24 protein-coding genes are annotated in these 26322 nt (G+C 72.6%); 12 read left to right on the top strand and 12 right to left on the bottom strand.

Annotated features, from left to right (window positions below):
- Positions 1-186 precede the first annotated feature (186 nt).
- Both BLV96_RS03785 and BLV96_RS03780 read left to right on the top strand, forming a co-directional pair.
- The gene (locus BLV96_RS03785; RefSeq protein WP_208608125.1) at positions 187-804 is read left to right on the top strand and encodes a LysE family transporter; all 618 of its coding nucleotides are present in this window, start codon (positions 187-189) and stop codon (positions 802-804) included.
- A 111-nt stretch (positions 805-915) separates the two neighbouring features.
- Complete coding sequence (locus BLV96_RS03780; RefSeq protein WP_086684730.1) at positions 916-1620, top strand: DUF6008 family protein; 705 nt, start codon at positions 916-918, stop codon at positions 1618-1620.
- Here the strand turns inward: BLV96_RS03780 and BLV96_RS03775 are convergent.
- The 3 genes from BLV96_RS03775 to BLV96_RS49675 form a co-directional block, all read right to left on the bottom strand.
- Positions 1601-5686: a beta-galactosidase gene (locus BLV96_RS03775; protein WP_091388733.1), complete on the bottom strand. Its 4086-nt coding sequence runs from the start codon at positions 5684-5686 to the stop codon at positions 1601-1603. The two genes, BLV96_RS03780 and BLV96_RS03775, sit on opposite strands and share 20 nt — an antisense overlap.
- A gap of 185 nt (positions 5687-5871) precedes the next feature.
- Positions 5872-6915, bottom strand: coding sequence for a LacI family DNA-binding transcriptional regulator (locus BLV96_RS03770; RefSeq protein ID WP_086682124.1), 1044 nt, complete (start codon positions 6913-6915; stop codon positions 5872-5874).
- A gap of 122 nt (positions 6916-7037) precedes the next feature.
- Positions 7038-7340, bottom strand: a complete 303-nt coding sequence (locus tag BLV96_RS49675; RefSeq protein ID WP_158104219.1) for a hypothetical protein — start codon at positions 7338-7340, stop codon at positions 7038-7040.
- A 105-nt stretch (positions 7341-7445) separates the two neighbouring features.
- On the opposite strand from BLV96_RS49675, the gene BLV96_RS03760 reads away from it, so the two are divergent.
- The 3 genes from BLV96_RS03760 (at position 7446) to BLV96_RS03750 (ending at position 9925) form a co-directional block, all read left to right on the top strand.
- Positions 7446-8018, top strand: coding sequence for an RNA polymerase sigma factor (locus BLV96_RS03760; RefSeq protein ID WP_086682131.1), 573 nt, complete (start codon positions 7446-7448; stop codon positions 8016-8018).
- The gene (locus BLV96_RS03755) at positions 8011-9126 is read left to right on the top strand and encodes a CU044_5270 family protein (RefSeq protein WP_169733314.1); all 1116 of its coding nucleotides are present in this window, start codon (positions 8011-8013) and stop codon (positions 9124-9126) included. Before BLV96_RS03760 ends, BLV96_RS03755 begins: the two co-directional genes overlap by 8 nt.
- A 73-nt stretch (positions 9127-9199) precedes the next feature.
- Positions 9200-9925, top strand: a complete 726-nt coding sequence (locus BLV96_RS03750) for a sulfite exporter TauE/SafE family protein (protein ID WP_158104220.1) — start codon at positions 9200-9202, stop codon at positions 9923-9925.
- Positions 9926-9927: 2 nt separating this feature from the next.
- Here the strand turns inward: BLV96_RS03750 and BLV96_RS03745 are convergent, their stop codons facing one another.
- Positions 9928-10578, bottom strand: a complete 651-nt coding sequence (locus BLV96_RS03745; RefSeq protein WP_086682138.1) for a helix-turn-helix transcriptional regulator — start codon at positions 10576-10578, stop codon at positions 9928-9930.
- A gap of 87 nt (positions 10579-10665) precedes the next feature.
- Between BLV96_RS03745 and folE the strand changes: the two genes are divergently transcribed.
- Both folE and BLV96_RS03735 read left to right on the top strand, forming a co-directional pair.
- Positions 10666-11286 carry a GTP cyclohydrolase I FolE gene (gene folE, locus BLV96_RS03740; RefSeq protein ID WP_086682141.1) on the top strand — a complete coding sequence of 207 codons (621 nt, stop codon included), beginning with the start codon at positions 10666-10668 and terminating at the stop codon, positions 11284-11286.
- Positions 11286-12491 (top strand): NAD(P)/FAD-dependent oxidoreductase, encoded by a 1206-nt coding sequence (locus BLV96_RS03735; protein ID WP_208608124.1) that lies wholly within the window; start codon positions 11286-11288, stop codon positions 12489-12491. Before folE ends, BLV96_RS03735 begins: the two co-directional genes overlap by 1 nt.
- Before the next feature lie 73 nt (positions 12492-12564).
- On the opposite strand, the gene BLV96_RS03730 is transcribed toward BLV96_RS03735, so the two are convergent.
- The 4 genes from BLV96_RS03730 to BLV96_RS03715 form a co-directional block, all read right to left on the bottom strand.
- A complete protein-coding gene (locus tag BLV96_RS03730) occupies positions 12565-12990 on the bottom strand; it encodes a hypothetical protein (protein ID WP_244180028.1) in 426 nt (141 codons plus the stop codon).
- A 118-nt stretch (positions 12991-13108) separates the two neighbouring features.
- A complete protein-coding gene (locus BLV96_RS03725; RefSeq protein ID WP_086682147.1) occupies positions 13109-13768 on the bottom strand; it encodes a response regulator in 660 nt (219 codons plus the stop codon).
- On the bottom strand, positions 13765-15270 hold the full coding sequence (locus tag BLV96_RS03720; RefSeq protein WP_091388860.1) for a GAF domain-containing sensor histidine kinase: 1506 nt from the start codon (positions 15268-15270) through the stop codon (positions 13765-13767). The genes BLV96_RS03725 and BLV96_RS03720 overlap by 4 nt, the downstream gene beginning before the upstream one ends.
- Before the next feature lie 146 nt (positions 15271-15416).
- The gene (locus BLV96_RS03715; RefSeq protein WP_086674726.1) at positions 15417-15821 is read right to left on the bottom strand and encodes a pyridoxamine 5'-phosphate oxidase family protein; all 405 of its coding nucleotides are present in this window, start codon (positions 15819-15821) and stop codon (positions 15417-15419) included.
- 237 nt (positions 15822-16058) lie between these two features.
- On the opposite strand from BLV96_RS03715, the gene BLV96_RS03710 reads away from it, so the two are divergent.
- A complete protein-coding gene (locus BLV96_RS03710) occupies positions 16059-16667 on the top strand; it encodes a sigma-70 family RNA polymerase sigma factor (RefSeq protein ID WP_086674727.1) in 609 nt (202 codons plus the stop codon).
- 278 nt (positions 16668-16945) lie between these two features.
- On the opposite strand, the gene BLV96_RS03705 is transcribed toward BLV96_RS03710, so the two are convergent.
- The gene (locus BLV96_RS03705; RefSeq protein ID WP_086674728.1) at positions 16946-18337 is read right to left on the bottom strand and encodes an MFS transporter; all 1392 of its coding nucleotides are present in this window, start codon (positions 18335-18337) and stop codon (positions 16946-16948) included.
- Between the two features lie 148 nt (positions 18338-18485).
- The gene (locus BLV96_RS03700; protein WP_086674788.1) at positions 18486-19280 is read right to left on the bottom strand and encodes an IclR family transcriptional regulator; all 795 of its coding nucleotides are present in this window, start codon (positions 19278-19280) and stop codon (positions 18486-18488) included.
- 115 nt (positions 19281-19395) lie between these two features.
- Between BLV96_RS03700 and BLV96_RS03695 the strand changes: the two genes are divergently transcribed.
- The 3 genes from BLV96_RS03695 to BLV96_RS03685 all read left to right on the top strand — a co-directional run bounded on the left by BLV96_RS03695 (position 19396) and on the right by BLV96_RS03685 (position 23479).
- Positions 19396-20604, top strand: coding sequence for a CaiB/BaiF CoA transferase family protein (locus BLV96_RS03695; protein ID WP_086674729.1), 1209 nt, complete (start codon positions 19396-19398; stop codon positions 20602-20604).
- Positions 20604-21503, top strand: a complete 900-nt coding sequence (locus BLV96_RS03690; RefSeq protein WP_086674730.1) for a hydroxymethylglutaryl-CoA lyase — start codon at positions 20604-20606, stop codon at positions 21501-21503. The genes BLV96_RS03695 and BLV96_RS03690 overlap by 1 nt, the downstream gene beginning before the upstream one ends.
- A gap of 542 nt (positions 21504-22045) precedes the next feature.
- The gene (locus BLV96_RS03685) at positions 22046-23479 is read left to right on the top strand and encodes a DUF1996 domain-containing protein (protein ID WP_086674731.1); all 1434 of its coding nucleotides are present in this window, start codon (positions 22046-22048) and stop codon (positions 23477-23479) included.
- 112 nt (positions 23480-23591) lie between these two features.
- Here BLV96_RS03685 and BLV96_RS03680 read toward each other — a convergent pair whose 3' ends face one another.
- A complete protein-coding gene (locus BLV96_RS03680) occupies positions 23592-24791 on the bottom strand; it encodes an MFS transporter (protein WP_086674732.1) in 1200 nt (399 codons plus the stop codon).
- Between the two features lie 75 nt (positions 24792-24866).
- Here BLV96_RS03680 and BLV96_RS03675 point away from each other — a divergent pair, with 75 nt between their 5' ends.
- Entirely contained in the window at positions 24867-25397 is a 531-nt protein-coding gene (locus tag BLV96_RS03675) for an ArsR/SmtB family transcription factor (protein ID WP_086674789.1), read from the top strand.
- A gap of 151 nt (positions 25398-25548) precedes the next feature.
- On the opposite strand, the gene BLV96_RS03670 is transcribed toward BLV96_RS03675, so the two are convergent.
- Complete coding sequence (locus tag BLV96_RS03670; RefSeq protein WP_086674733.1) at positions 25549-26307, bottom strand: SH3 domain-containing protein; 759 nt, start codon at positions 26305-26307, stop codon at positions 25549-25551.
- Positions 26308-26322 lie beyond the last annotated feature (15 nt).

Below are 26322 nucleotides of genomic sequence, written 5' to 3'. Positions count from 1 at the left end.
CCCGGCCGATTCAAGCACAGGCGCCCCGTGCGCACCGGCTGGAAATCGGGTTGCCCAGCCGGGCCCGCGGCTACACCATCTGCGCATGACCTCTTACCGCACACCGCTCCTGCCGACCGTCGCCGCGACCACCGCGCCGGTCCAGCAGCAGCCGTGCCGCCCGCGGAGGTCGATCACCCCAGTGCCGTGACGGGCGCGCTGCTCGCCGGCCTGCTGGCCGGCTACGGCATCGCGATCCCGGTCGGCGCGGTCGCGACGTACCTCGTCGCGCTCACCGCCCGGACGTCGCTGCGGACCGGCCTGGCCGCGGCGCTCGGCGTCGCGACGGCCGACGGGGTGTACGCGCTGGTCGCGGTGCTCGGCGGCGCCGCGATCGCGGGCGTGATCGCCCCGGTCGCGGAGCCGTTGCGGCTGGTGTCGGCCGCGATCCTGGTCGTGCTGGCGATCCGCGGCGCCGTGCTGGCGCTGCGCTCGCACCGGGCGCCGGCGGCCCGGCCCGTGACCCCGCTCGCGCCGGGCCGCGCGTACGTCAGCCTGCTCGGCATCACGCTGGTGAACCCGACGACGGTCGTCTACTTCACCGCCCTGGTGGTCGGCGACCGCGCCGGGGACGCGGTGTCGGTGCTCGAGCAGGTCGTGTTCGTGGTCGCGGCGTCCGTCGCGTCGGCGAGCTGGCAAGCACTGCTGGCCGGCGGCGGGGCGTTGCTCGGGCGCGTCCTCACGGGACCGCGGGGCCGGCTGGTGACGGCGCTGGTCTCCAGCGCGGTGATCACCGCCCTCGCCGTCCGGCTTGTCCTGTCTTGAGCGGGAAACCATTGCTCTGCAACGCTTTGCCCGGTTCGCGGCCGCACGGACGGAGACGTTCGGCGGCCCGTTCCGCGGCTAGCCTGGGCGGGACGCGGACGGGAGGCGGCCATGACCATGCCGATGGGGACGATGTCCGGCTGGGAGGTCGCGGGCGCGACGCTGCTCGTGCTCTGGGCGCTGGCCATGTGGGCCGCGGTCGGGGTGCTCGCGTACGCGAACCGCGGCCCGGTGCGGCCGTGGGTGTACCGCGGCTCGGTCGCCGTGATCGGCGTCGGCGTCCTCGGGCAGCTCGGCCACGTCCAGGAGCACGTCGCCCAGGCCGGCTACTGGCTCGGGCACCCGAACTCCGCCGCGTGGATGACGCCCTGGGGCACCGGCCTCGCCGACGGCCTGCAGATGCTGCTGCCGGACCGCAAGACGTTCGGGATGGAACTGCTGCACCTCACCGGCAACTTCATCTTCCTCGCCGGGCTGGCCGGGGTCATGGTGATCACGCGGCGGGCGCTGAAGACCCGCGCCCGCCGCTGGGCGAAGATGGGCGTCTGGATGCAGGGCCTGCACGGGCTCGAACACCTGGTCCTGACGCTGTCCGTGGCGTTCGGTTCGCGCGCCATCGGTCTCTCGACGTTCTTCGGCCTGGTGGACCCCGGTCCCGGCCTGACCACCTACCGCGTCTGGTGGCACTTCGTCGCGAACGTGCTGGGCTCGGTCATCTTCGGGCTCGCGCTGTACCACCTGTGGAAGGAACGCCGGGAGGTCCGGACGACGTTCTTCGTCCGGCCCCTCCCGGAAGTCACCCGGCAGGCGGCGTAGCGCAGGTCAGCGTCGGCAGCGCCCAGTCCGCGTGGTCGTTGCCGTTGCCGTCCCCGCCGTCGCCGACCAGCAGGTCCAGGACCTGCGCGCCGGTGACGTCGACGTCGATCGGCACCGCCGCCTGGCCACCGCGGACCACCGGTGTCGTGACCTTCGTCGCCCCGTCCACCGAAACGCCGAAGCTCACGCTGCCGCCGGTGCCCGTTTCGCCGTCGACACCGACCGAGGCGGTCAGGCGGGTGCAGGCGCCGGCCAGGTAGAGCTGGACGTCGCTCGCCGCGTGCGCACCCAGCCCCTTCGCGTACGCCACCCCGCCGATGGTCATCGGCTTGCCGTCGCCGGCGCCCGCCTCACCGTTGCTCGTGTCCCGCTCGACGGGACCCCAGCCGTTGGTCGCCGTCAGGAAGGGCAGCGAGCTGACGGCCACCTGCCCGGCCGGCGGCGCGGGCGGCACCGCGCCGACGATCCGTTCGTCCGACGCCGTCCCCGCCCGTCCGGTCTGCCGGTACGCGACCGCCACCTTCAGCGCGGAGGTGTCCACTGTGGAGGGAGCGGTGACGGGCCAGGTGAAGGTCGCCGCCGCGCCGCCGTCGAGCTTCGCCACCGACGGCGGGGAGGCCGCGCCGACGGTCCACCCGGCCGGCGCGGTGAGCACCGGCTTGACGTCGAACGCCGGCGGGGCGCCCGCGGCCACCCGGACCGTCGCCGACGCGGTGAACCGCTGCCCGCCTGACGCCGTGTCCGGCGCGGTCAGCGCCACGGTCGTGGCCGGCGCGGCCGGCATCGCGTATCGCGCGGGGTCGAAGCCCGGCGAGGCGTTCTGCCGCACGGTCAGCGGCGAGCGGTAGCTGCCGTAGTTCGTCCACGTGATCTTGCCGAGCCCGCCGGTGCTGCCGTCGAGGTTCCACACGGCGACCGCGATCGTGTTGTGGCCGTTCGGGTTCAGGATTCCGTTCGGGATCGGGAAGCTGTGCTGCGGCCCGAGGTAGTTGACGTACTGCCCGAGCTGCCAGCCGTTGACGAAGAGCAGCGCCCGGTACTGCCGCGCGGGGTCGTCGGTGATCGTCAGGCCGAGCGAGGTGTCCTGGCCGCGCGGCAGGTCCAGGTCCGCGGTGGTGCGGTACCAGGACACGCCCGGGGTCGTGTCCTTCGCCGGCAGCGACGCCGACGTCCAGCGCGCGTCGGGGAAACCGGGCAGCGACCAGCCCGCGCGCTCGCCGTACAGGCCGCCGGTGTTGAGCGGGCCGCGGACCGGGTCCAGCCCGGTCTCGCCGCCGCGGACGCCCTGCAGCCGCCAGGTCACCGACGTCAGCGGCGCCCCGGTCAGCCGCGCCGAAGTGAGCCCCCGCGCGGCCTTGTTGCCGTTGTTCGCGCCGTAGTCCTCCTCGTGGCCCATGTTCACGGTCAGCACGGAGATCTCGTTCTCGCCCTGCTTAAGCGATCCCGCCGGGAAGGGGAAAGTGTGCTGCGGATCCGTCGAGCTGCCGAGGAAGACGCCGTTGAGCCACGCCGAGAACGCGCCGGCCGGGCCGCCGCTCTGGCTCGACACCGTGATCCCGGTCTGCTTGCCGTCGGCGGTGAACCGGCCGCGGTACCACGTGTTGCCGGTGTGGAAGCCGTAGTCGTCGGCGAACAGCACGGGTTTGGTGCCGAGCGTGGTCGAGCTGTTGGTGGTGTCCTTGTCGGCCACCCGCCACGCCGAATCGTCGAAGCCCGGCTGGCTCTCGGGTGATTCCTGCTGGTGCTTCCACCCGGTCAGCGCGGGCAGCGTCACCGGTTTCGCGGTCGGCGCGGCGGCGGTCAGGCTGCCGCTCGACGTCGGCCGCGTCGCGACGCGGGAACCGTTCCACGACAACGACTTCTCGGCCGCGAAGACCTCGAACGCGCCGTCGGTGCCGGTGTCGCCGGTCAGGTTCAGCGTGCCGTGGTCGTCGGCGCTGGTCCGCACCAGGTGCGTGCCGCGGACCAGCACCGGGCCCGCCGCGGTGTCCTGGCGCCAGAAGGTCGCCGCCGTCGCCTTGTCGGCGAGCAGCAGGAGCAGCGGCCGCTGCCCGGGAGCGGTGACCAGCACGCGGGTCAGGCCGTCGTGGGTGTAGTTCAGCCGCAGGTCGCCGCGGGTGGCGTCCCAGGTGGACGTCGCGCTGCCGCCGAGGACCTGCACGGCCGGCTGCTTCGCGAACCGCAGGACGGTTTCGCCCGGTCCGCCCTTGTCTCCGTAGAGGACGGCGACGTCCCGGCCGCCGATGGTCGCGTTCGTCATGATCTCCGACGTCGAGTACTGCATCCGCGTCCGCCCCAGGTCGTAGCCGGCGACGACGATCTTCGACTGGCGGCCGTTCAGGGTGATCCCGGCGCCGGGCTGCTGCGGGACGACCGGGTAGTAGTCGCCGCTGCCGCTCAGCAGGTCGACGGCGTCCACGACGACGAACGGCCCGGTCGCGCTCGCGTTCTTCTGCCCGGTGACGACGATCTTGAGCGTGTGCGCCCCGGCGGGCAGGCCGCGGACCTCGTAGCCGGTGACCTGGTTCTGCTTGCTCGCCGCGTAGAGGTCGACGGTGCTGACCTTCGCGTCGTCGAGGTAGACGTCGGCGATGCCGTGGTTGCCGTCCTTCGACGTCACCCAGCGGATCCCGGTGCCGGTGAAGGGAATGCTGACGCTGTCGCCGGTGACCTCGGAGAACGATTCGGTGTGCTGGTAGTCGCCGCCGGTGTAGTTCACCTCGGGCCCGACGTGGCTCCAGGTGCCGGTGTACCCGGCCTCGGCGGCGCGGTCGTCGTAGGTGTAGCCGGCGTGCGCGGCGAGGTCGAGCGCCATCGTGGTGGTGTTCGTGGCGGTGGACGTCGAATCGGTGTGACGCAGGGTGTGGAACTGCGTGCGGGTGTCCGGGTTGATCCGCGCGGTGTCGGTGAGCGCCGGATCGGTCAGCGGTGCCTGGGCCAGCCCGTCGGTCTTGGTCAACGGCGTCACGGCTTGGGTGAAGTAGCCGATCAGCTTGTCCTCGTCGTACTTCGGGTCGAACTGGCGGCCTTCGGTGATGGCGGCGCCGTAGTCGTAGGACGTGTAGTTCTGCGGGATCGCGCTCCAGCCCCACGACGTGCCGCCGTGCAGCATGTAGAAGCTCTGGCCGGTCGCGCCGACCGCGATGTTCTGCTTGTAGAAGACGTTCGCGAACTGGTCGTTGATCAGCTGCGCGCACTTCTCGTAGCCGGGCCCGCCCCACGGGTCGAAGGCGCCGCCCTGGAACTCGGCGGTGATCAGCGGCTTGCCGGGGACGTGGTCGTAGCTGATGTCGGGGACGCCGTTCCAGCGCGTGGGGTTGGAGCAGTCGAAGCCCTGCGGGTAGGAGTCGGCGGCGTCGACGTCGAGCGCGGCCTCGCCGGCGTTGAAGGTGCCGTTGTTGTTGCCCACCAGGGGAACGGTGATGCCGTCGGCGCGGGCTTTGTCCTCGAGGTGCTTCATGTACGCGCGGCCGTCGGCGTTGCCGTTGTAGTACTCGTTTTCGACCTGGTAGGCGAGCACGCTGCCGGTGCCGTCGGTGAGCTGGTGGCGGGCGATGATCCGGTCGATCTGCGTCTGCCACTCGTCGGAGTACTTCAGGTAGACGGGATCGGCGCTGCGGGTGTGGCCGGGGGTGGTGGACAGCCAGGTCGGGAAGCCGCCGCCGTCGACCTCGGCGTTGATGTAGGGCCCGGGCCGGGCGATGACGTAGAGGCCGGCCTGCTGCGCGGCGTCGAGGAGCTTGTCGAGATCGCGGACGCCGGTGAAGTCGTAGACGCCCGGGCGCGGCGAGTGGTAGCCCCAGTCGAAGTAGAGCGACGTGGAGTTGAACCCGGCGGCCTTCATCTTCTGGAAGATGTCGAGCCACAGGTCGGGGCTGGGGAGGCGGTAGGAGTGGAACTCGCCGGACCAGAGGTAGGTGCGGTTGCCGTCGACGAGGAAGGAGTAGCCGTCGTAGGTGACGGTGTGGGCGGCCTTCGGCGGGGGCGGGGCCGCGGTGGCCGGCGGGACGGTCACCCCGACGAAGGCGAGCACGGCGACGAGCAGGGTCCGGACGACGGCACGCATGCGGGGACCTCCAGGAACGGCACTGAACCGAACACGATCCTTTGCCGATCGCACAGAAGCGGTCAAGATACAACACCGGGATGGATCAGTGCGTCGGTTGTGTTAGCGTTAACACTCAATCCGGCAGGCCATGAAAGGGTCGTTCATGGCGTCGGACGACATGAACGACCCTTTCCTGGCGTTTGTCAGCGGGGGCCGGTGCTCTCCCGCACGATCAGCTCGGCCGGCACCAGGTGCCGCGCGCCGACGTCGCCGCCGGCCATGCGGTCCTCCAGCAGCCCGAACGTCTTCCGGCCGACCTCGATGAAGTCCTGGCGGACCGTCGTCAGCGGCGGGGTGAAGTACGCCGCCTCGGGGACGTCGTCGAAGCCCGCCACCTGGACGTCCTCCGGGACCCGGATGCCGGCCTCGGTGAACGCGCGCAGCAGGCCGAGCGCCATCTGGTCGTTGGCCGAAAACACCGCCTTGAGCCCGCGCTTGCCGACGAGCGCCCGGCCGGCCTCGTAGCCCGAGCGCGGGCTCCAGTCGCCGCGCACGACCGCCGGGACCCGCAGGCCGCGCCGCTCGAGGGTCTCGCGCCAGCCGCGTTCGCGGTCGCGGGCTTCCAGCCAGTCCTCCGGGCCCGCCAGGTGCCAGACCGTCTTGTGCCCCAGGGCGAGCAGGTGCTCGGTGGCGCGGCGGGCGCCGTCGTACTGGTCGACGGAGATCACCGGCACCGGCGCCGACTCGCCGCCGCCGACCGCGACCACCGGGATGTCGCCCGGCACCGCCGCCAGCGCCCGCCCGGCCGTCACGTGCGGGGCGATCACGACGATCCCCTCGACCGCCTGGCGCCGCAGGCTTTCCACCGCGTCGCCGATCGAGGTCCGGCCCGGCCGGGTGACGCTGCAGATCGCGACGCCGTAGCCGGCCTCGCGTGCGGCGTTTTCGATGCCGTACAGGGTGCTCGCCGGGCCGTAGAGGTTCGACTCCAGCGCGACGACGCCGAGGGTGCCCGACCGGCCGGTGACCAGCGTCCGCGCGGCGGTGTTGGGCCGGTAGCCGAGCTTGTGCACCGCGGCGAGGACGCGTTCGCGGGTTTCCGGGCGCACCGGGCCGCTTTCGTTCACCACCCGCGAGACGGTCATGTGCGAGACCCCGGCCATGCCGGCGACGTCGGCCAGGCTGGGCTGCCGCGGCCCCGGGGCCGACGTCCTGGCCTGCTCCCCCGGCTTCGCCCGGTCCACCACCCTGGCCCCCTTCACCTCGCGCGTCACCACCGGGGAGACCGTACCGCCGAACGGCCCGTCACCGATGGACGCCGGGCCACACCGGCCGCCACCTCGACCCGGGAGCGGCTCGGCGGACCGCGTCAGGACCGGCCGAGCCGCGCCGAGGTGGGCGGCGCGGGGGTTGCCGCCACCGCCGCGCCGGTCCCGATCGGCGGCGCGCCGGCCACCGAGCGCCCGGGACCGCGCGAGGCACCCGCCGCCGGGCGCTTCCTCGTCGACTCCGGTGGTGCGGACGTCGCCGTCGTCGCCACGCTCGTCGTCAGCGGCGGCTCGGCCGGTGGCGCGGCCGGCGCCGGTGGCCGGACCGCCGCGGCCACGACCAGCATCGCCACCACCACCCCCGCGCACGCCCCGGCCAGCAGCACCGCGCCTCGCGACTCCATACCCCCTGTTGTCCGCACCCACCGCCGCTGTTCGCCCGATGTGGCGTGGGTCTCATCCGAGCGGGCGACCGGGGACGCGGGCGAGGGGTCGCGACAACCAGTAGCGTGACCAGAATCGTGGAACGGCTCGACCGGCCCGACCTCGCCGCGAAGGATCCGAAAGAGGTCTTCTCGCGGCTCTTCGACGAGTACGCCCATCCCCTGCGCGGGTACCTCGCGGGCCGGGTGGGCGTGCACGCCGCCGACGACCTCGTGGCCGAGACCTTCGTCGTCGCGCTGCGAAGACGCGCCAGCTACGACCCCGCGCAGGCGCCCATCCGCGGCTGGCTCTACGGGATCGCCACCAACCTGCTGCGCAACCACCTGCGCCAGGAGGTGCGCGGCTTCCAGCTGACCGCGAAGGCGGGCGCCGAAGATCGTCCGGAGGAGAACCACGACACCGCGGTCGCCGGCCGGGTCGACGCGGCCGCTCGCCTGCGCGTCCTCGCCGGTGAGCTCGCCGCCCTGTCCGAACAGGACCGTGACGTCCTGCTGCTCACGTCCTGGGCCGGGCTCGAACCGGCCGAAGTCGCCGAAGCGCTCGGCGTGCCCGCCAGCACCGTGCGCTCGCGCCTGCACCGCGTCCGCCACCGCCTCCAGGCCCTGCTCGTCCCCACCGAGGAGAACCCCCATGCGTGAGCTCGACGAAACCCTCGAGCTGCTCCACCGCGACGCCCGCAAGGCGCCGGCCGACCTGTCCGCCGCCCGGGCGCGGCTCATGGCCGAGCTGGACGCCGCGCCCGCTGTCGTCCCGTTGCGGCCGAAGCGGTCCCGCCGGTGGATCGCCGTGCCCGTCGCCGCCGCCGTGGCCGGGGCGGTCACGGTGGCCGTCGTCGTCCAGACCGGTTCGACGCCGGCGCCGGACGTCCCGCGGGCCGCGTCGCCGAGCGCGAAGCCCACTTCGAACCCGACCGCGAACTGGCCCGACATCAAGCTGATGTCGGCGGCGCAGGTGCTGAACCGGGCGGCCGACCTCAGCGTCGGGGCCACCGATCAGCCCGTCGGCCCCGGGCAGTTCCGCTTCGTCGCGGAGCACACGTGGGTGCAGCGCGGCGTCCAGATGGGCCAGACGACCGGGTACACCTACCTGGCCGAACAGCAGGTCGACCGCTGGATCCCCGCCGACCCGCACGACGTCTGGCAGGAGAACCGCAAGATCCTGAACCCCGGGAAGTTCCTGGGCGGCTCGGTGCCGCAGGCGCAGGCACCGGTCCCGGAGGTCACGGACACCGACCAGGGCCAGTGGCAGGGCCGCTGCGGCGACTTCTTCCCGAAGTCCAAGCCGGCCAAGAAGTGCGACGACCCGGCCGACTGGGACAGCCCGGCGTTCTACGCGACGCTGCCGCACGACCCGGCGGCGCTGTACGCGAAGCTGCGGGCGCTGACGGCGGGCCGCGGCTCGACGCCCCGGGCGATGTTCCACTACGGCATCGAGATCCTCCGCGCCGGCGTGATGCCGGCGCAGCTGCGCGCGCAGTGGTACCGGGCGCTGGCGAAGATCCCGGGCATGACGGTCCTGGCGGCGGAGACGAACCTCGACGGCCGTACTGGCGTCGCCCTCGGCCTCGACGACCGCCACGAGATCCGCCAGCTGATCATCGACCCGGTGACCGGGCAGTTCATCGGCGAGCGCCAGGTCGCGGGCGCGGAGCCGGACGAGCCGTGGATCAAGCCGGGCACGGAGATCGGCGCGAGCGCGATCACGACGAGTGTCGCCGGGCAGCTCGGGGTCGTGCCGGCCAAGTAGGAGTCCGTCAATGGCACATTCACGGACACTTGGTCCGTGAATGTGCCATTCACGGCGTGTTAGCGTCGGCGTCGTGGTGGTCGTTCTGCTGCTGGCCGTGCCGGTCGGCGTCTTCATCGGGGCGATCGGCATCGGCGGCGTCCTGCTGCCGCCCGCGCTGACCTGGCTCGGTGGGCTCGACGTCCACTCGGCGGCGGGCACCAGCAGCTGGGCCTTCCTCTTCACCGGGCTCGTCGGCACCGCGGCCTACGCCCGGCACCAGGCGATGCCGTGGCGCTTCGGCGGGTGGCTCACGCTCGGCGCGGCCCCCGCCGCGGCGGCCGGGGCCCTCGTCAACGGCGTCGTCCCGGCGACGGCGCTCTGGCTCTTCCTCGCCGTGGTGACGGCCGGTTCCGGCGCCTTCAACCTCTGGGCGCGCCCGCGGGAATCCCGGGAGCTGCCCGCCCCGGCGGCCGTCGCGGTCGGCGCGGCCGTCGGGTTCGGCTCGGCGCTGACCGGCACCGGCGGGCCCGTCCTGCTCGTCCCGGTGCTGCTGGCCCTCGGCGTGCCCGCGTTGACCACGATCGCGGCCGGCCAGCTGATCCAGCTGCCCCTGGTGGGTTTCGCGACGCTCGGCTACGCGGCACACGGGTCCGTCCACTTCGGACTCGGCACCGTGCTGGGGATCCTGGCGGGCGCGGGAACGCTGCTGGGCACGCGGCTGGCGAGGCGATTGCGCGGCCGAAGCCTCCACCGCGTCGCCTCGGCGGCCCTCGTCGGCTTCGGCGCGTTCCTCCTCGTCCTCGCCGTCCGCGGCTGACGTCAGGCGGGCGCGAGCCGCACGCAGCAGAACCCGGGCTGCGGGTCCAGCCGAGCCCGCAGCCGGCTCTCGCCCGCCCCGTCGAGCAGCCCCTCGACCAACCCCAGGTTCATCTCGCAGACCAGTCGCGTGTGCGTCCGGGCCAGCCGCTGGAACGGGCAGTTGCCGAGCAGCACGTCGTCGCCTTCCACCCGCGGCTCGAACCCGTGCTCCTCCAGCGCGCCGACGACGTCCGGAGCCGCCAGTCCCACGCCGTGCTCACGGGCGCGGCGGCTCAGGATCTCGCGCGCCGAACCGCCGGTCTCGTCGGCTTCCTCGATCGCCGACGCGAGGAGTTCGCCGGCCAGCTCGTAGTGCCGCTCGGGCACCGAAACGCTCACCTGGCGATCCGACCGGCGGTAGAGCTTGGCCGGACGGCCCGCGCCCGGACCGGTGCGGCCGCTGCGGCGCTCGTACTCGACGACCAGCAGCTGCTCCTCCACCAGGCGATCGAGGTGGAAGGCGACGGTCGCGCGGGGCACGGCGAGCGCCGCGGCGACGTCGTCGCGGCTGACCGGCTGCGGGCGCCGGACGACGTACTCGTACAGCCGCCGGCGCGTCGGCTCGTCGAGCGCCGCCACCGCGGCCAGCGCGCCGGCCTGGGACTTGTGCATCCGAGCACTCTAAAACAAACAACCGTTGACGAAAACCCCTGCGGGCTTCTAACGTCGGCACGTCTTGGTTTTAGAAGGAGGCTTCCTGTGACCGTCGAACCCGTCAGCGAACCGGTGCCGCTGCGGCACCTGGGTGTCGTCCACGATCGGGACGCGATGGACCTGCCCGCGGCGGAACGCGCGGTCGCCGACCTGCTGCGCGCCCTGGGCAAGGACCCGTCGTCCGAGCACCTGGGCGACACGCCGCGCCGGGTGGCCAACGCGTACGCGGAAATGCTGAAGCCGCGCGACTTCCAGCTCACGACGTTCCCCAACGACGAGGGCTACGACGAGCTCGTGCTCGCGAAGAGCATCCCGGTGCAGTCGCTGTGCGAGCACCACCTGCTGCCCTTCCGCGGCGTCGCGCACGTCGGGTACCTCCCCGGCGAGCGGATCCTGGGCCTGTCGAAGCTCGCCCGCGTGGTCGAGATGTTCGCGCGCGACCTGCAGGTGCAGGAGCGGCTGACCAAGCAGGTCGCCGACTGGCTGCAGGAGCACCTGGCGCCCAAGGGCGTCGGCGTCGTGATCGAGGCCGAGCACCTGTGCATGTCGCTGCGCGGGGTGCGGGCGGCCGGCGCGCTCACCGTGACGTCGTCGCTGCACGGCCTGCTGCGGGAGGAACCCAAGACCCGCCAGGAGTTCTTCGCGCTGACCGGGGTGAGTGCCTGATGGACGCGTTCGTCATCGCCGGCGCCGGGCTGACCGGCGCGAAGGCCGCGGAAACGCTGCGGGCGGAAGGGTTCGCCGGGCGGGTCATGCTCGTCGGCGCGGAGCCGGACCTGCCCTACGAGCGGCCGCCGCTGTCGAAGGGGTACCTGCTCGGCCAGGACGACCGCGCGTCGGTCTTCGTCCACGACGAGAAGTGGTACGCCGACCAAGGCATCGAGGTGCTGACCGGCCGGCGCGTCACGGCCCTGGACCGCGCCGCCCACGAAATCGAGCTGGCGGGCGGCGAACGCCTCGGCTACACGAAGCTGCTGCTGGCGACCGGGGCGTCGCCGCGGCGGCTGCGCGTGCCGGGCAACGACCTCAAGGGCGTCCACTACCTGCGCCGCCTCGCCCACGCCGACCGGCTGCGCGACGCGCTGGCCGCGGGCGGCCGGGTCGTCGTGGCGGGCGCGGGCTGGATCGGCCTGGAAACCGCGGCCGCGGCCCGGACCTACGGCTGCGAGGTGACGATCGTCGAGCCGAGCCCGTCGCCGCTGCACGCGACGCTCGGGCCCGAGCTGGGCGGGTTCTTCGCCGAGCTGCACCGCAAGCACGGCGTCGACCTGCGGCTCGGCACCGGCGTGACAGGCTTCGCGGGCGACGCGTCGGTCACCGCGGTGCAGACCGAAGCCGGCGAGATCCCGGCCGACGTGGTGATCGTCGGGATCGGCGCGCGGCCGGAGACGCAGCTGGCCGAGGAAGCCGGGCTGGCGGTCGACGACGGCGTCTGCGTGGACGCCTCGCTGCGCACCGAGGACCCGGACGTGTTCGCCGCGGGCGACGTCGCGAGCGCGTGGCACCCGGCGTACGACCGCCGGATCCGCGTGGAGCACTGGGCGGCGGCCACGAACGGCGGCCCGGCGGCGGCGTTGTCGATGCTGGGGCGCGAAGTGAGCTACGACGACCTGCCGTACTTCTTCTCCGACCAGTACGACGTGGGCATGGAGTTCACCGGCTGGTTCCCGCCCGGCGGGTACGACCGCGTGGTCACCCGCGGGTCGGACGAGGCGTTCCACGCGTTCTGGCTGGCGGGCGGCCGGGTCGTCGCGGGCCTGCACGTGAACCAGTGGGACGAGGGCCTCGACGCGGTCCGCGAGCTGATCCGCAGTGGACGGACGGTGGACGCGGACGCCCTCGCCGATCCGGCCCGTCCCCTCCCGAGCTAGCCGCGCCGGCTACGAGGTCGTGAGTGGGAAACAGTGTTCCGACACTGTTTCCCACTCACGACCGGTCGTCGCGTCAGTTGTCCCGGCGGTGGCGGCCGCCGCGGCTGCCGGCGATCGCCCGGACCCGTAAAGCCAGGTCGCCCCGGCGCGCGCGGCGGGCGTACTCCAGCAACGCCTCCGCCTGCTCGTCCGGCAGCCAGCCCTCTTCGGCCCCGATCTCGAGGCACAGCAGGTGCCCCACCAGCTCACGCGATTCGACGTCGTTTTCGCCCGCCAGCTCGGCGAAGCGGCGGGCCGCCTCGGCCTCGCCGTCGCACCACGCCGTCATCGCCAGGAGCGTCGCCGTCGCCGTCAGGATGTCGCCGCGGTGGACGCCTCCCTCCGCCGCCAGGTGCTCCGCGAGCTGGAAGCTGCGCGTGCCGACGCCCCCGGCCCCTTCGCTGCGCACGGCTCTCGCCAGTGCCCGGATCTGCTGCGTGACGTAGTCCCCGCTCGACATCCCCGACATGCTGTCCCCTCTGCCGCGCACGACAATTCGTGCGTCACCCGTCAGGTGTATCGCATCCGCGGCCAGATACGTCGGATGCCCCACGGGTTTGCGCCGAGTGGGCGTGCGATCAGCTTGAACGGCCGCCGTCGGCGTGTCGCTGCGACAGGTACACCGCCGCCGAGGTGCGCCGCTCGACCCCGAGCTTGTGCAGCACCGACGACACGTAGTTCTTCACCGTCTTCTCCGCGAGGAACAGCCGCTCGGCGATCTGCCGGTTGGTCAGGCCCTCGGCCACCAGGTCCAGCACCCGCCGCTCCTGCGGGCTGAGCTGCTCGTACCGCGGGTCCGGCGCCGCGACGTCCGCGCCGCGCAGCTTGTTCATCACCGACGCGGTCAGCGTGGCGTCCAGCAGCGACCCGCCCACGGCGACCGTGCGGACGGCGTCCACGAGGGACCGGCCCGACACCTGCTTCAGCATGTACCCGGCCGCGCCCGCCATGATCGCGCCGAAGAGCGCGTCGTCGTCCGAATAGGACGTCAGCATCAGGCACGCGGGCGGCGGCGCGACCGTCGAGCGGATTTCGCGGCACACCTCGACGCCCTGGCCGTCGGGCAGCCGGACGTCGAGGATCGCCACGTCCGGGCGCGACTGCGGGATCCGGACCAGCGCCTCGGCCGCGGTCCCCGCCTCGCCCACCACCTCGATGTCCGGCTCGGACTCGAAGACGGTCTTCAACCCGGTGCGGACCAGCTCGTGGTCGTCCAGCAGGAACACCGAGATCGTCATCGCCCACTCCCCTGCTCGCCGGTCCGCGCCGGCAGCTCCGCGGTCCATTCCAAACGCGAGCCGCCACCCTCGGCGGCCGCCAGCGCGCAGTTCCCGCCCCACCGCGCCGCGCGGGCGGCCAGGTTGCCGAGCCCGCTGACCCGGCCCGGCCCGGGTGGCGGTCCCGTCCCGTCGTCGCGCACGGCCAGCATCAGCCGCCGGCCGGCGGCGTCCACGGTGACCTCGACCGAACACGACGTCGCCCCGGCGTGCCGCGCCACGTTCGTCAGCGCCTCCCGCAGCGACGCGATCAGGTCGGACCGCACGGCGTCGGGCACCGCCGCGTCGAGCGGCCCGTCGAAGCCGACGCGCGGCTCGAAGCCCAGCGTGTCGCGCGCGTCGACGGCCACGCGCAGCAGCTCCGCGCGCAGGCTGCCCTGCGCCTGCGCGGGCGCCTGCAAGGAAAAGATGCTGTTGCGGATCTCGCGGATCGTGCCGTCCAGGTCGTGCGCGAAGCCGGCGACGCGCCCGGCCACGGCGGGCTCGGCGATCAGCCGGCTGACCCCCTCCAGCCCGAGCCCGGTGGCGAACAGCCGCTGGATGACCAGGTCGTGCAGGTCGCGGGCGATCCGGTCGCGGTCTTCGAACACCGCCAGCTGCTGGCGCGCGTCCTGGGCCCGCGAGAACTCGACCGCCAGGGCGGCGTGCCCGGCGAAGGTTTCGGCCAGTTGCACTTCGGCTTCGGTGAACGGCGTCTTGTCCCGGAACTTCGCGACGACCAGCACGCCCAGCGTCTCCTCGCCGACGATCAGCGGCACCGAGATCGCCGAGTCGAGGTCCTTGATCATCGCCGGCATCGACCCGGCGCGGTCGCGCTGCTGTTCCTGCACGCGCTCGCCGTAGTCGCGCACGACGACCGGGCGGCGGGTGGCGAACGCGACGCCGGTGGCGGTGCCTTCGGTCGGCACGGTCACGCCGGTGAGGCGGTCGGCGTCCTCGCCCGGCGGCTCGACGATGTCGAAGACGAGCCGCCCCGGCCCGTCCGGCACCGCGATCGCACCGGCCGTGCCGCCGGCCACGACCCGCGCGCGTTCAGCGATCAGCCGCAGCGTGGCGTGGAAGTCCTTCGTGGCGAGCAAGGCGCGCGTGACGTCGTAAGACGCTTCGAGCCAGCGTTCGCGGCGGCGCATCTGCCCGACCAGGACGGCCTTGTCGACGGCCATCGCGGTCGCCGCGGCGAGCGCGCCCAGCACCTGCCGTTCGCGGGGGCCGAATTCGCGGTCGGCCGGCGGTTCGACCGCGAGGGAGCCGAACACCTTCGGCCCGGCCCGCACCGGGAGCTCGACGACGCCGTTGCCGCCGGGCCGGCCCTTTTCGGCGACGGCGCCCTCCGGGCCGGTCACCTCGACGCGGCCGTGCGGGGCGCCGAGCAGGTCGCACACGACCGACACCGCGGCGCCCAGCACCGCCGGCACCTCCAGCTCGCGCGCGATCCCGGCCACCGCGGCCAGGATCGCCGGCATGCCGATTTCGTCCGCCACTGACCGCCGACCCCGTGTCCGTCCGCTCCCGAGGGTCTCCTCGGGCCGTCAAGGGTCCCACAGGTGACTGCCCGCGTCGGCCCAATCCGGTTCGTCCATCCGGTGGGTCGATCGGCGGAGTGGCTTTGTTACTCGGCGTGGCAGCTGATGCGGTGGCCGGTGATGGCCTCGACCGGGATCCGCAGGAAACGGCGGCCGGACAGGGCCGGGCACGGGCAGAGGCAGGCGACGCCGGCGTCGTCGACCGGCGACTCGGTGGCCCGGCCCAGGAGGCTGACGTACCACCCGGCACCGAAGTCGGCGGCGAAGTCGTCGGCTTCGAAGGCCACGACGGCGTCGCGGGCGCCCGCGTAGAGCGGGCTTCCGGTCGGGACGGCGAACACGACGGCGTCGTCGACGACGGTGAACCGCACCGGCCGGACGGCCGGCATGGCCCGGTGGGTGAAGATCACCCGCCCGAGGCTCGCCGTCCGGAGCAAGGCGAGGCACTGCTGCCGGTCCAGCAGCAGCCCGAAGCCCACGTCGTCCACCATCGCGTTCCCTGTGTTTCTCCTGTGAAAAATCCCCGGCCACCAGCGTGGTCGGTGGGCCGGGGCGGCCGATAGGGCCGTTCGGCCCGGCCGCCGCCGCGCGGGCCCGGCAGGCACATCGCCGATGGCAGGCACCAGGGCCGGAAGACCCGGGTCGTGGCGGCCGCCCGGCCGGTGTGGCGACCACTCCGGGTGACCTAGCGTCGTGACGGTCAGTCGCCGACGAGAGGTGAAGATCCGATGCCGCCGCAGTCCGCCGCGGGCGAGCCCGCGACGTTCGGCCTCGATCCGGAGCTGGTCCGGTCCGCGATGACCGGCAACCGCGCCGCGGTCGCGGGGGTGCTGCGCGCGCTGCGGCCGATGGTGTTCCGCTACTGCCTGGGCCGGCTCGGCACGTGGCAGGACGGGTCGTCCGACGCCGAGGACTGCGCGCAGGACGTGCTCCTGGCGGTCGTCGGCGCGCTGCCCGGGTACCGCTACGCGGCCGACGGCTTCCTGGCGTTCGTGTTCGGCATCGCGGCGCACAAGGTGTCCGACTTCCACCGCCGCCGGGCGCGCGACCGCACGAGCCCGGTGGCCGAGCTCCCGGCCGACCGCTGGACCGGCCCGGACCCGACGGGCGAGGAGGTCGAGCGCGCCGCGGGACTGGACTGGTCGGAGGGGCTGCTCGACACGCTTCCGCCGCGCCAGCGCGAAATCCTGGTGCTGCGCATCATCCTGGGCCTGTCGGCCGAGGAGACGGCGACGGCGGTCGGGTTGAGCAGCGCGGGAGCGGTCCGGGTGGCCCAGCACCGCGCGCTCACGACGTTGCGGCGCGGGTTGCTGGCCCAGAAGCGCGAGGTGTCCTGAAGAGCGGGTGGCGGCCCGGGGCCACCGGATCGAGGGACTTGGCCTGCTCCGATCCGGCGGCTCCGGCGAGCGTCACCGCGCCGGCAAGGCTTCGTCGGTGAGCGCCGCCGACAGCTGCTCCCCACGCCGAGACCGCCTCCCCGCGGAAGCCGAGGCCGCCCGCGCCGGAACCGCCGTGGCGTCCCGGCGGGCCGTCACCGCGCCGGCAAGGCTTCGTCGGTGAGCGCCGCCGACAGCTGCTCGCCACGCCGGAACCGCCGTGACGGCTCCGGCGAGCGTCACCGCGCCGGCAAGGCTTCGTCGTTGACGTTCTCCAGCCGGCGGCCCGTCGTGCGCGGGCCGAGGACCGCGACGTCCAGTGCGACGACCACCAGCGCCCCCGCCACGACCAGGAACAGCGTCGTCGGGCCGTGGGCGTTCAGCAGTGGCACCAGCACGAACGGCATCGCGCCGCTCGCCAGCCGGGACAGGGAATACGTTCCGCTGGACGCCGTCGAGCGCAGCGCCGTCGGGAAGATCTCGGCCTGGTAGATGTGGTAGGCGTTCGAGAACAGGTTGCTCGTCGCGGTGTAGAGGAAGCCGAACACGAGGATCAGCGCCATCGAACCCGCGTAGCCGAACGCGATGCCGAACACCGCCATCGCCAGCACCGAGCCGACGACGAGGTACTTCCGCTCGACGCGTTCCACGATCGGCAGCGACAGCGCGGAACCGACCGGGTAGCCGAGGTAGGTCAGCGCGGCGAAGAGCAGCGACTGCGAGACCGCGTACCCCTTCGCGGCCAGCACCAGCGGCACGAGCGTGCCGAAGCCGTAGTAGCCGAGGGTCTGCAGGACGTGGAACACGACCATCATCCCGGTGCGCCGGCGCAGGGCGGGGCCGAACAGCTCGCGCACCGGGGCGGCGGCGCGCCTGCGGGTGGTGCCGCGCGGCGGGGCCGGGGTTTCGTCGACGCCGCCGCGGGCTTCGGCCTCCATGCCCGCCACCAGGTGCTCGGCCTCCTCGGAGCGGCCGACCGACTCCAGCCACCGCGGCGACTCGGGCAGGCCGCGCCGCAGCAGGAACACCGCACCCGCACCGAGCGCGCCGAGCACGAACAACCAGCGCCAGCCGGCGATGCCGAGGATCTCGTGCTCGGTCAGGCCGCGGGCGAGGAACCCGACGACCGGGAAGCCGCAGAACGCGAGCGTGTACGCCCACGCGATGAACCGGCCGCGCTTGCGGGCCGGCAGCAGGTCGGTCAGGTAGGTGTCGGCCAGCGGCGGCTCCGCGCCCAGCCCGATGCCCGCGAAGAACCGCGTCACCAGCAGCATCAGCGCGCTGCCGCTGAACGCGCCGAGCAGCGAGAACAGCGAGTAGAGCCCCAGGTTGAGCAGGAACGCGCCGCGGCGGCCGAACCGGTCGGCGAGACGTCCGAGCAGCAGGGCGCCGAAGAACATGCCGACGAACGTCGACGCCAGCAGCGGCGGCAGCTCCGCCTTCGTCAGCGAGAACTCCTCGACGAGCACCGAGCTCAGCACGCCGGTCAGGAAGACCTCGTAGAAGTCGAAGAAGAGGCCGAGCCCGACGGCGACGGTGGCCCGGCGGTGCGTGCGGGTGATGGGCAGCCGGTCGAGCCGGCCCGCGATCGTGCCGGTGTCCGGCACGGCGGCGTCGGGGATGTTCGCCATCCGTCGTCTCCTTTGACATCTCCACCATGTGGTTGGCCGACTCATAATGTGACGGCAGCCGCGTGGAGTCAAGGACGGACGAGCGCGCGTCCGAACCCGTCAACGGGCAACAAGGCGGTCTTCGGCACGAATCGGGCGCCGGCGAAGATCAGAGAGCGGCGACGCGCTCCACGCCGGGCCGGTACCCGAGCCGCTCGGAAGCCCGCCGGCCCGCTTCGACGACGATCGGCGCCAGCCGCGGGACGTCGGCCGCGGTGAACCGCTGCGTCGGCGCGCCGATCCCGATCGCCGCGCTGACCTCGCCGTTCAGGCCGAACACCGGCGCGCTCAACGACGCCGCGCCGAGGTCGCGTTCCTCGAAGCTCACCGCGTAACCCGCCTCGCGGATCTGCCCGAGCTGCTCGGACAGCAGGTCGATGTCGACGACGGTCCGCGGCGTGAACCGGGCCAGGCCGTGGCCGATGGCGTCCTTGACCGCCAGTTTGTCCCAGGCCAGGAACACCTTCCCGGCCGAACCGGCGTGCAGCGGCATCACCATGCCGACCACGAACAGCCGCACCACCGGGTGCCGGGACTCCGCCAGCGAAATCACCGTGCGGTACGCGCCGTCGCGGACGTACAGGCACGCCGTCTCGCCCGTTTCGTCCCGCAGCTGCTGCAACACCGGCCGGGTCAGCCGGACCAGGTCGAGGCCGAACGTGCCGGGCGCCGCCCAGCGGACCAGGCCGAGCCCGACGCGGTAGGTGTCGTCGTACCGGTCGAGGAAGCCTTCGCGGACCAGGTTGTGCACCAGCCGCTGGCACGTGCTCGCCGGCAGCCCGGTCGACCGGGTGATCTGCTGCAGCGTCAGCTCGGGGTTGTCGATCGTGAACGACTCGAGGATCTGCTTGAACTTGCTCAGCACCAGCACCGGCGTCGTGCCACTGCGTTCTTCCTCTGCCATCGCCCCGCCCCGTGCCGTGGTGTGCCACACAGTCTATCCAGGCGTCACGCTGTTGACTCCTCGACACTCGCCCGTATTCTGGGTTTGTAACTCACATCGTGGTTTGGAGTCGGGCATGAGTCAGCAAACCGGACCTCTCGCCGGCATCCGGGTGGTCGAGCTCGGCGGCTTCATCGCCGCGCCGACCGCCGGCCGGCTCCTGGCCGACTTCGGCGCCGACGTCGTCAAGGTCGAGCGCCCCGGCACCGGTGACGAGCTCCGGCGCTGGCGGCTGCACGACGGCGACACGTCGCTGCTGTTCCGCACGCTCGGCCGCAACAAGCGCTCGGTGACCGTCGACCTGCGCCGCCCCGAAGGCCAGGACCTCGTCCGCTCGCTCGCCGAGCGCAGCGACGTCCTCCTGGAGAACTTCCGTCCCGGCACCCTCGAACGCTGGGGCCTCGGCCCGGACGAGCTGCGCGCGCTCAACCCGCGGCTGGTCGTCGTGCGCGTCTCCGGCTACGGCCAGACCGGCCCCTACCGCGACCGGCCCGGCTTCGGCGGCGTCGCCGAGGCGATCGGCGGCCTGCGCGCGCTCACCGGCTACCCCGACCGGCCGCCGACGCGGGTCGGGGTCAGCCTCGCCGACTCCGTCGCCGGGCTCTACGCGGTGATCGGCGCGCTGATGGGCCTGCTCCGCCGCGAGCGCGAGCCGGGCTCCACTCCCGGCGAGGTCGTCGACGTCGCGTTGTACGAAGCCGTCTATTCGCTGATGGAGTCGCTGATCCCGGACTACGACGCGTTCGGCGTCACGCGCGGGCCGGCCGGTTCCGCGCTGCCCGGGGTCGCGCCGTCCAACACCTACCGCTGCGCCGACGGCAAGTACATCGTGGTGAGCGGCAACGGCGACGCGATCTTCCGCCGCCTGATGCACGCCGTCGGCCGCGCCGACCTGGCGGCCGACCCGCGGTTCGCCGACAACGCCGGCCGGGTCGCCCACGCCGGCCTGCTCGACGACGCGATCGGCGCGTGGGCGGCGACACTCACCCAGGAGGCCGCCGAAGCCGCGCTGCGCGCGGCGTCCGTCCCTTGTGGACCGATCCTGACCGCCGCCGACATCGCGAAGGACCCGCACTTCGAGGCCCGGGGCATGCACGAGCGACACCGGGTGCCCGGCCACGACACCGAAGTCACCTTCCCCGGCATCGTGCCGGCGCTCACCGAACGGCCCGGCCGGACCCGCACGCTCGGGCCGGAGCTGGGCGAACACACCGAGGCCGTGCTCGCCGAGCTCGGCGTCACCGGCGAGGCGGTCACCCGCCTCCGCGAGTCTGGAGTGATCTGATGACCGAAGTCCTCCTCACCGAGGTCGTGCTGCGCGACGGCCTGCAGGACGAGCCGATCACCGTGCCCGCGCACGAAAAGGTGCGGCTCGCGCGCGGCCTCGTCGACGCCGGGGTGCGGTCGCTGGAGGTCGGCTCGTTCGTCTCCGCGCGCCGGGTGCCGCAGATGGCCGACACCGGTGAAGTGCTGAAGACGCTGCTGGACGCGCCGGCGGTCCTGCACACCCTCGTCTTCACCGAACGCGGCGCCCGGCAGGCGATCGAGGCCGGCGCGCGTTCGGTGCGGCTGGTCGTCTCGGCCAGCGACGGGCACAGCGTCGCCAACGCCGGCGTCCCGACGGACGCGGCGCTCGAGCGGCTGGCCGGGTGCGCCGCATTGCTCACCGAAGCCGGCGTGGCCATCGAAGCTTCGGTCGCGACGGCGTTCGTCTGCCCGTTCGACGGCGACACCGACCCCGACCGCACCGCCGACGTGGCCGCCCGCCTGGGGAAGCTGGGCGCGCGGGTCGTCCACCTCGCCGACACGATCGGCGCGGCCCGGCCGGGCCAGCTGCGCGCGACCGTCGCCGCGGTGCGCGACGAGCTGCCGGACGTCCCGCTGGGCCTGCACCTGCACAACACCTACGGCCGGGCCGCGGCCAACGCGTGGGAAGGCTTGTCGCTCGGCATCCGCCGCTTCGACTCGGCGCTGGGCGGTCTCGGCGGCTGCCCGTTCGCGCCGGGGGCGTCGGGCAACGTGGCGACGGACGACCTCGTCGACTTCTTCCACCACGAAGGCATCGCGACGGGCATTGACGTGGACAAGCTGGCCGAACTGCGCGACCAGGTCGGTTTGGCGGTCGGCCACCGGCTGGACTCGGCACTGGCGGCAATTCCCGCGGTCCCGGCGACCCTGCGCTGACAAGTCCGCCGCGGCATTTCGGTCGATGGGCATTCTCGAGGTCTCACCCAGGGATACGTACGCGGGTTCAAGTCGGTTCAAAGTTTTTCGCCACACCGTCGGAAGCTGGACAACGCCCAGCTCAGCGGCCCAGGATGGCCGCACCACCCGAGTACGCCGGAGAGGGACACGCGCGGCGATCCAGCGTGATCCAGTCGCGGGCCGTCGCGCCCGCTTTTTCCGCGTCCGCCATTCTTCGTTGATTTCTCGCACCTTTTCGCAGCCACTCGCGACTACGCAGACGAGAACACGAAATGACGGTTCGTGATTGCCGGAAATCTCTTCTTGCCCGGTGTCAAACCCCGGTGTAGCTTCCATCACGGAACGATAACCAGCCGGTTGACGGCGTGGCCACGGGCAGGTGGCCGCGCACCCATCGATGTCGGGTCGGTGGCCGGCGCGGAAATCGTTCCGTCCCGCCGACGCAGTACCTGGTGGGTACGAGCCTGGGCTCGCACCGCCAGTGTCGCGCGTTCCCGCCAGCCCGACACCCCGGAGGATCCATGTCCCGCACCCAAGGGCGCCATCGCATTTCCCGCAGAACCAAGATCGCGACCGGCGGCCTCGCGCTCGCGATCGCGGTCGGCGGCATCGTCGTCGCGACGACCACCGGCAACACCGGTGAAGCGAGCGCCGACGAGGCGAACCCCGCGTTCTTCGTCGACATCCTCAAGGTCCAGCCGAACCAGTTCGACCCGCGCCCGGTCTACGGCGCGTCGACCGGCACCTTCACCGTCGACTGCGGCCGCAACGAGAACGGCCACTTCAACCCCGACAACTTCATCGCCCAGCCCGGCGTCCGCAACGGCGCCCAGCACCTGCACGACTACGTCGGCAACCTCTCGACGAACGCCGACTCGAACAACAAGAGCCTCGTCAAGGCCGGCACGACGTGCCGCAACGGCGACAAGTCCGCCTACTTCTGGCCGGTCGTGCGCATCGACACCGGCGAGGAGGAGAAGAACGAGCCCGCGAAGAAGCCCGACGGCGACCGCGCGCAGGCCGACCAGGAGGCCAAGACCGTCCAGGTCGCCTGCCCGGACGTTGCCAGCAAGCTCACCGACGTCCCCGACCAGGCCATGGCCGAGGTCGACGGCAACCTCGACCAGCTCGACACGCAGACCGACGAGGCCAACCAGCGCATCGCCGCGACGCAGGGCCAGGGCGGCGCGAACTTCGTGCAGAACGCGATCCTGAACCCGCTCAAGGACCGCCGCGCCGCCATCCTCGACCGGATCGCCACCATCATCGCCCGGTTCGCGCCGAAGCCGCAGGACCTCGGCGGCCTCGCACCGTGCGCGCCGAAGCCGGGCAAGGACACCGGCACGCCGACCCCGCCGCCGAGCACCTCGGCCCCCGGCGGCGCGCTGCCCGGGCAGGACGAGAACAACGAGCTGCCGGGCAACGACGGCAAGATCCTGCGCCCGCAGAAGGTCCAGATCACCTTCCGCGGCAGCCCGGTCGGCAAGGTCGTGGCGATGCCGAAGTTCCTGCGCGTGCTCTACGGCGACGCGAAGGTGTCGACCAACGGGCCGGCCAACGCCCGGGCGAGCTGGACGTGCACCGGGTTCGAGAACCGCGTCACGGACAAGTACCCGATCTGCCCGCAGAACAGCAAGGTCAAGCGGATCCACACGTTCCCGAGCTGCTGGGACGGGAAGAACACCGACAGCGCCAACCACCGCACGCACATCGTGTTCCCGGACCAGTTCGGGCAGTGCGCCAAGGGGTTCAAGGCCGTTCCGCAGCTGCAGATCTCGTTGACCTACGACATCCCGCACGACATCCAGGTCAAGAAGCAGTACAAAGTGGACGCTTTCCCGCAGGAGAAGCACAACCCGGGTTCCGACCACGACGACTTCGCCAACGTGATGTCGCAGCGGATCATGAACGGGCTGGTCAACTGCGTCAACCGCGGCCGGACCTGCCGGGCGTGACGTTCGCCGGAGCCGGCGGCGCGGGTACGCACCCACGCCGCCGGCTTTGCGGTTTACCGGGTTGGGCAGATCGTGTTCGCGGCGCTGTCGCGGGGACGAGACCGTCCTGGGCCTACGCGGAGACGCATTCGCTCTGATCCTCGGTCAGCACGCGGAGGCCGGCCACCACGGCGAAGGCCAGGACCGCCATCACCACGAAGACCGTGCGCAGCCCGAAAGCCTGGGCGATCGCGCCGCCCGCGAGGGCTCCGAGGGACTTCGTTCCCCACGCGACCAGGCGGTGGCTGCTGTTCAGCCGGCCCAGGAGCCGGTCCGGCGTGAGGCGCTGACGCAGCGACACCATGACGACGTTGGACACCATGACGCCCACGCCGCCGAGGAAGAAGCCCGTGCCGACGGCGTACGGTTTCGCGGTCACCGCGAGCGTGCCGACCGAAAGCGCGCCGGCCGACCAGGAGATCCACAACGCGCGGATGCGGCCGAGCCGGCGTTCGGCCGCTTCGGCGAGCACCGACCCGGTCAGCCCGCCGGCGGCGCTCGTGGCCATCAGCAGGCCGAACGCCGGCGCGGACAGGCCCATCGCCGAGCCGGGCCCGACCGCGTAGAGGACCAGGACGGCGAAGGTCGCGCCGGTGGCGAAGTTGTACGTGCCGACCATGAGCGAGAACGTCCGCAACACCTTGTGGCGCAGCAGGAAACGCAGTCCGTCGGCGATGTCGGCGCGCAGGGTGGTGCGGCTCTCGCGGGGAATCCGGTATTCGCCGCGCACGAGCAGCAGGGCGGCGACGGCGACGGCCCACAGCGCCACCGGCGTCACGAGCGCGGCGACGACCCCGGCGGCGGCGAGCACCCCGGCGAGCGGCGGGCCGGCGAACTCGTTGGCGGTCTGCTCGGCGGCGAACATCCGGCCGTTGGCGCGGGCGAGCTGTTCGCGCCCGACGACCTGCGGGACGATCGACTGCGCGGCGGTGTCGTAGACCGTCTCGGCGCAGCCGACCCCGACGGCGACGACGTAGAGCGCCCAGATCGAGCCGGCGCCGAAGACGGTCAGCAGCGTGACGGCGGCGAGGAGCCCGCCGCGGGCGAGGTTGGCGGCGAGCATCGCGCGGCGGCGGTCGAGCCGGTCGACGACCGCGCCGGCGAGCAGCGCGAAGAGCAGCCACGGCAGGCTGAAGGCGAAGGCGAGCCCGGCGATGAGGGCCGGTTCGCGGGTGTAGCCGACCGCGACCAGCGGCAAGGCGACCTTGAGGACGCCGTCGGCGAGGCTGGACAGGCCCGCGGCGGTCCACAGCCGCCAGAACGCGGTGGTCATCAATGGAGGATCGCACATCGATGGGGTTTTCTCCATCGATGGGAGCCGATTCCATCGATGGACTACCCTCCGGTCATGACCGAACCCCGCCACCGGCGCCCGGCGACCCCGGAGGAGGCGAAAGCCCTCGGCCACCCGCTGCGGCTGCGCATCATGCGGTTGTGCCTGGTCGAGGAGCTGACGAACAAGCAGCTGGCTGACCGCCTCGACCGCGACCCGGGAACGGTCCTGCACCACGTCCGCCAACTGGTGGCGGCGGGCTTGCTGGAGCCGGCGCCGGTCCGGACGGGGTCGAGCGGGGCGTTGGAGAAGCCGTACAAGTCGAACGGCGAGACGTGGTGGCTCGACGGGCCGTTGTCCGAAGCCGACGCGCAGACGCGGTTCGCGCCGATCGAGATCTTCCAGGAGGAGATCCGGGCAGCGGGTCCCGAGTCGGTGGCGGTGCACGAGAAGTTCCTGCTGCACCTGTCGCCGGACGAGATCGAGGAGCTGGACCGGCGGATCCTGGCGGTGCTGGACGAGTACGTGGCGAGCGACCACGAGCGCCGCGACCGGCCGGCGGTGGGTGGGATCTTCGTGCTGCACCACCTGAAGCCGGGCGGCTGACCACGCGGAGCTTTCACGTGAAAGCTACGGCCCAGGTGGGAGCTTTCACGTGAAAGCTACGGCTCGGCTCCCGGCCGGGGATGGTGGCCGGAGCCGGGCGGGTCTCGCCGCCCCCAGTTGCCGGCGAGACCCGCGTCCCCGCTTCAGCGGGTCAGTGGTTGACCTTGAACCACGGCTGCGACCAGCCGAGGTAGGTCTGGCCCCACTTGCTCTTGATCTGCGCGATCGTCGTCTCGGTGTAGCTGCCGTAGCCGTTGATGTCGTTCGACAGGAACTTGCCGCCGCCGATCGAGATCATCGTGTGCCCCGCGCCGCTGCTCTTGAAGAACGCGAGCCCGCCGGCCGGGACCTGGGTGTCGCCCGGGTGCTTGAACGAGGCCGGGATCTGGGTCCAGTGGATGTAAGCCGTCTCCGAGCCCGAGGCGGTCCAGCCGTAGTTCTGGGCGTTGATCCGGTCGCACCAGCCCTCGTAGGAGTCGAGGTCGTTCGTGTGGACGCGGGTCTTGGCGTAGGCGACCGCCTGCGCGCAGGTCTTCGGGTTCCCGGTGCCCGCGGTCGTGCAGGTCAGGGTCGAGCCCGCGCAGTCCGGGGCCACGCGGCCGTCGGAGCCGGTGTAGACGTAGGCGTCGCTGATGTAGCCGTTGCCGACCTTGTCCCAGATGTCCGAAGTGCCGTACTTGCCGTCGACGGTCGAGCCGTTGGTCTGGCAGGAGATGGTGACCGCGGTGCCGTCGGCCACGGTGCCGACCGCGCTCCCGCTGGTGCTCGGCGTCGCCCGCACGGTCAGCGCGATGCCCGAGTCGGTGTGCACCGTGCCCGAGGCCGCCAGGGCCGGGGTGGCGCCGGCCAGCGCGATCGCCGCCGCCGCGCCGACCACGGCCGCCGTCCGCTTCCCGATCCGAATTCTCATGGGTCCGTCCCTCCA

Origin of the sequence: Amycolatopsis pretoriensis (assembly GCF_900107925.1) — a bacterium.
Taxonomy (GTDB): Bacteria; Actinomycetota; Actinomycetes; order Mycobacteriales; family Pseudonocardiaceae; genus Amycolatopsis; species Amycolatopsis pretoriensis.
Note: the sequence above shows the minus strand (reverse complement) of the source record. Positions and strands in the feature narration are given on the sequence as shown.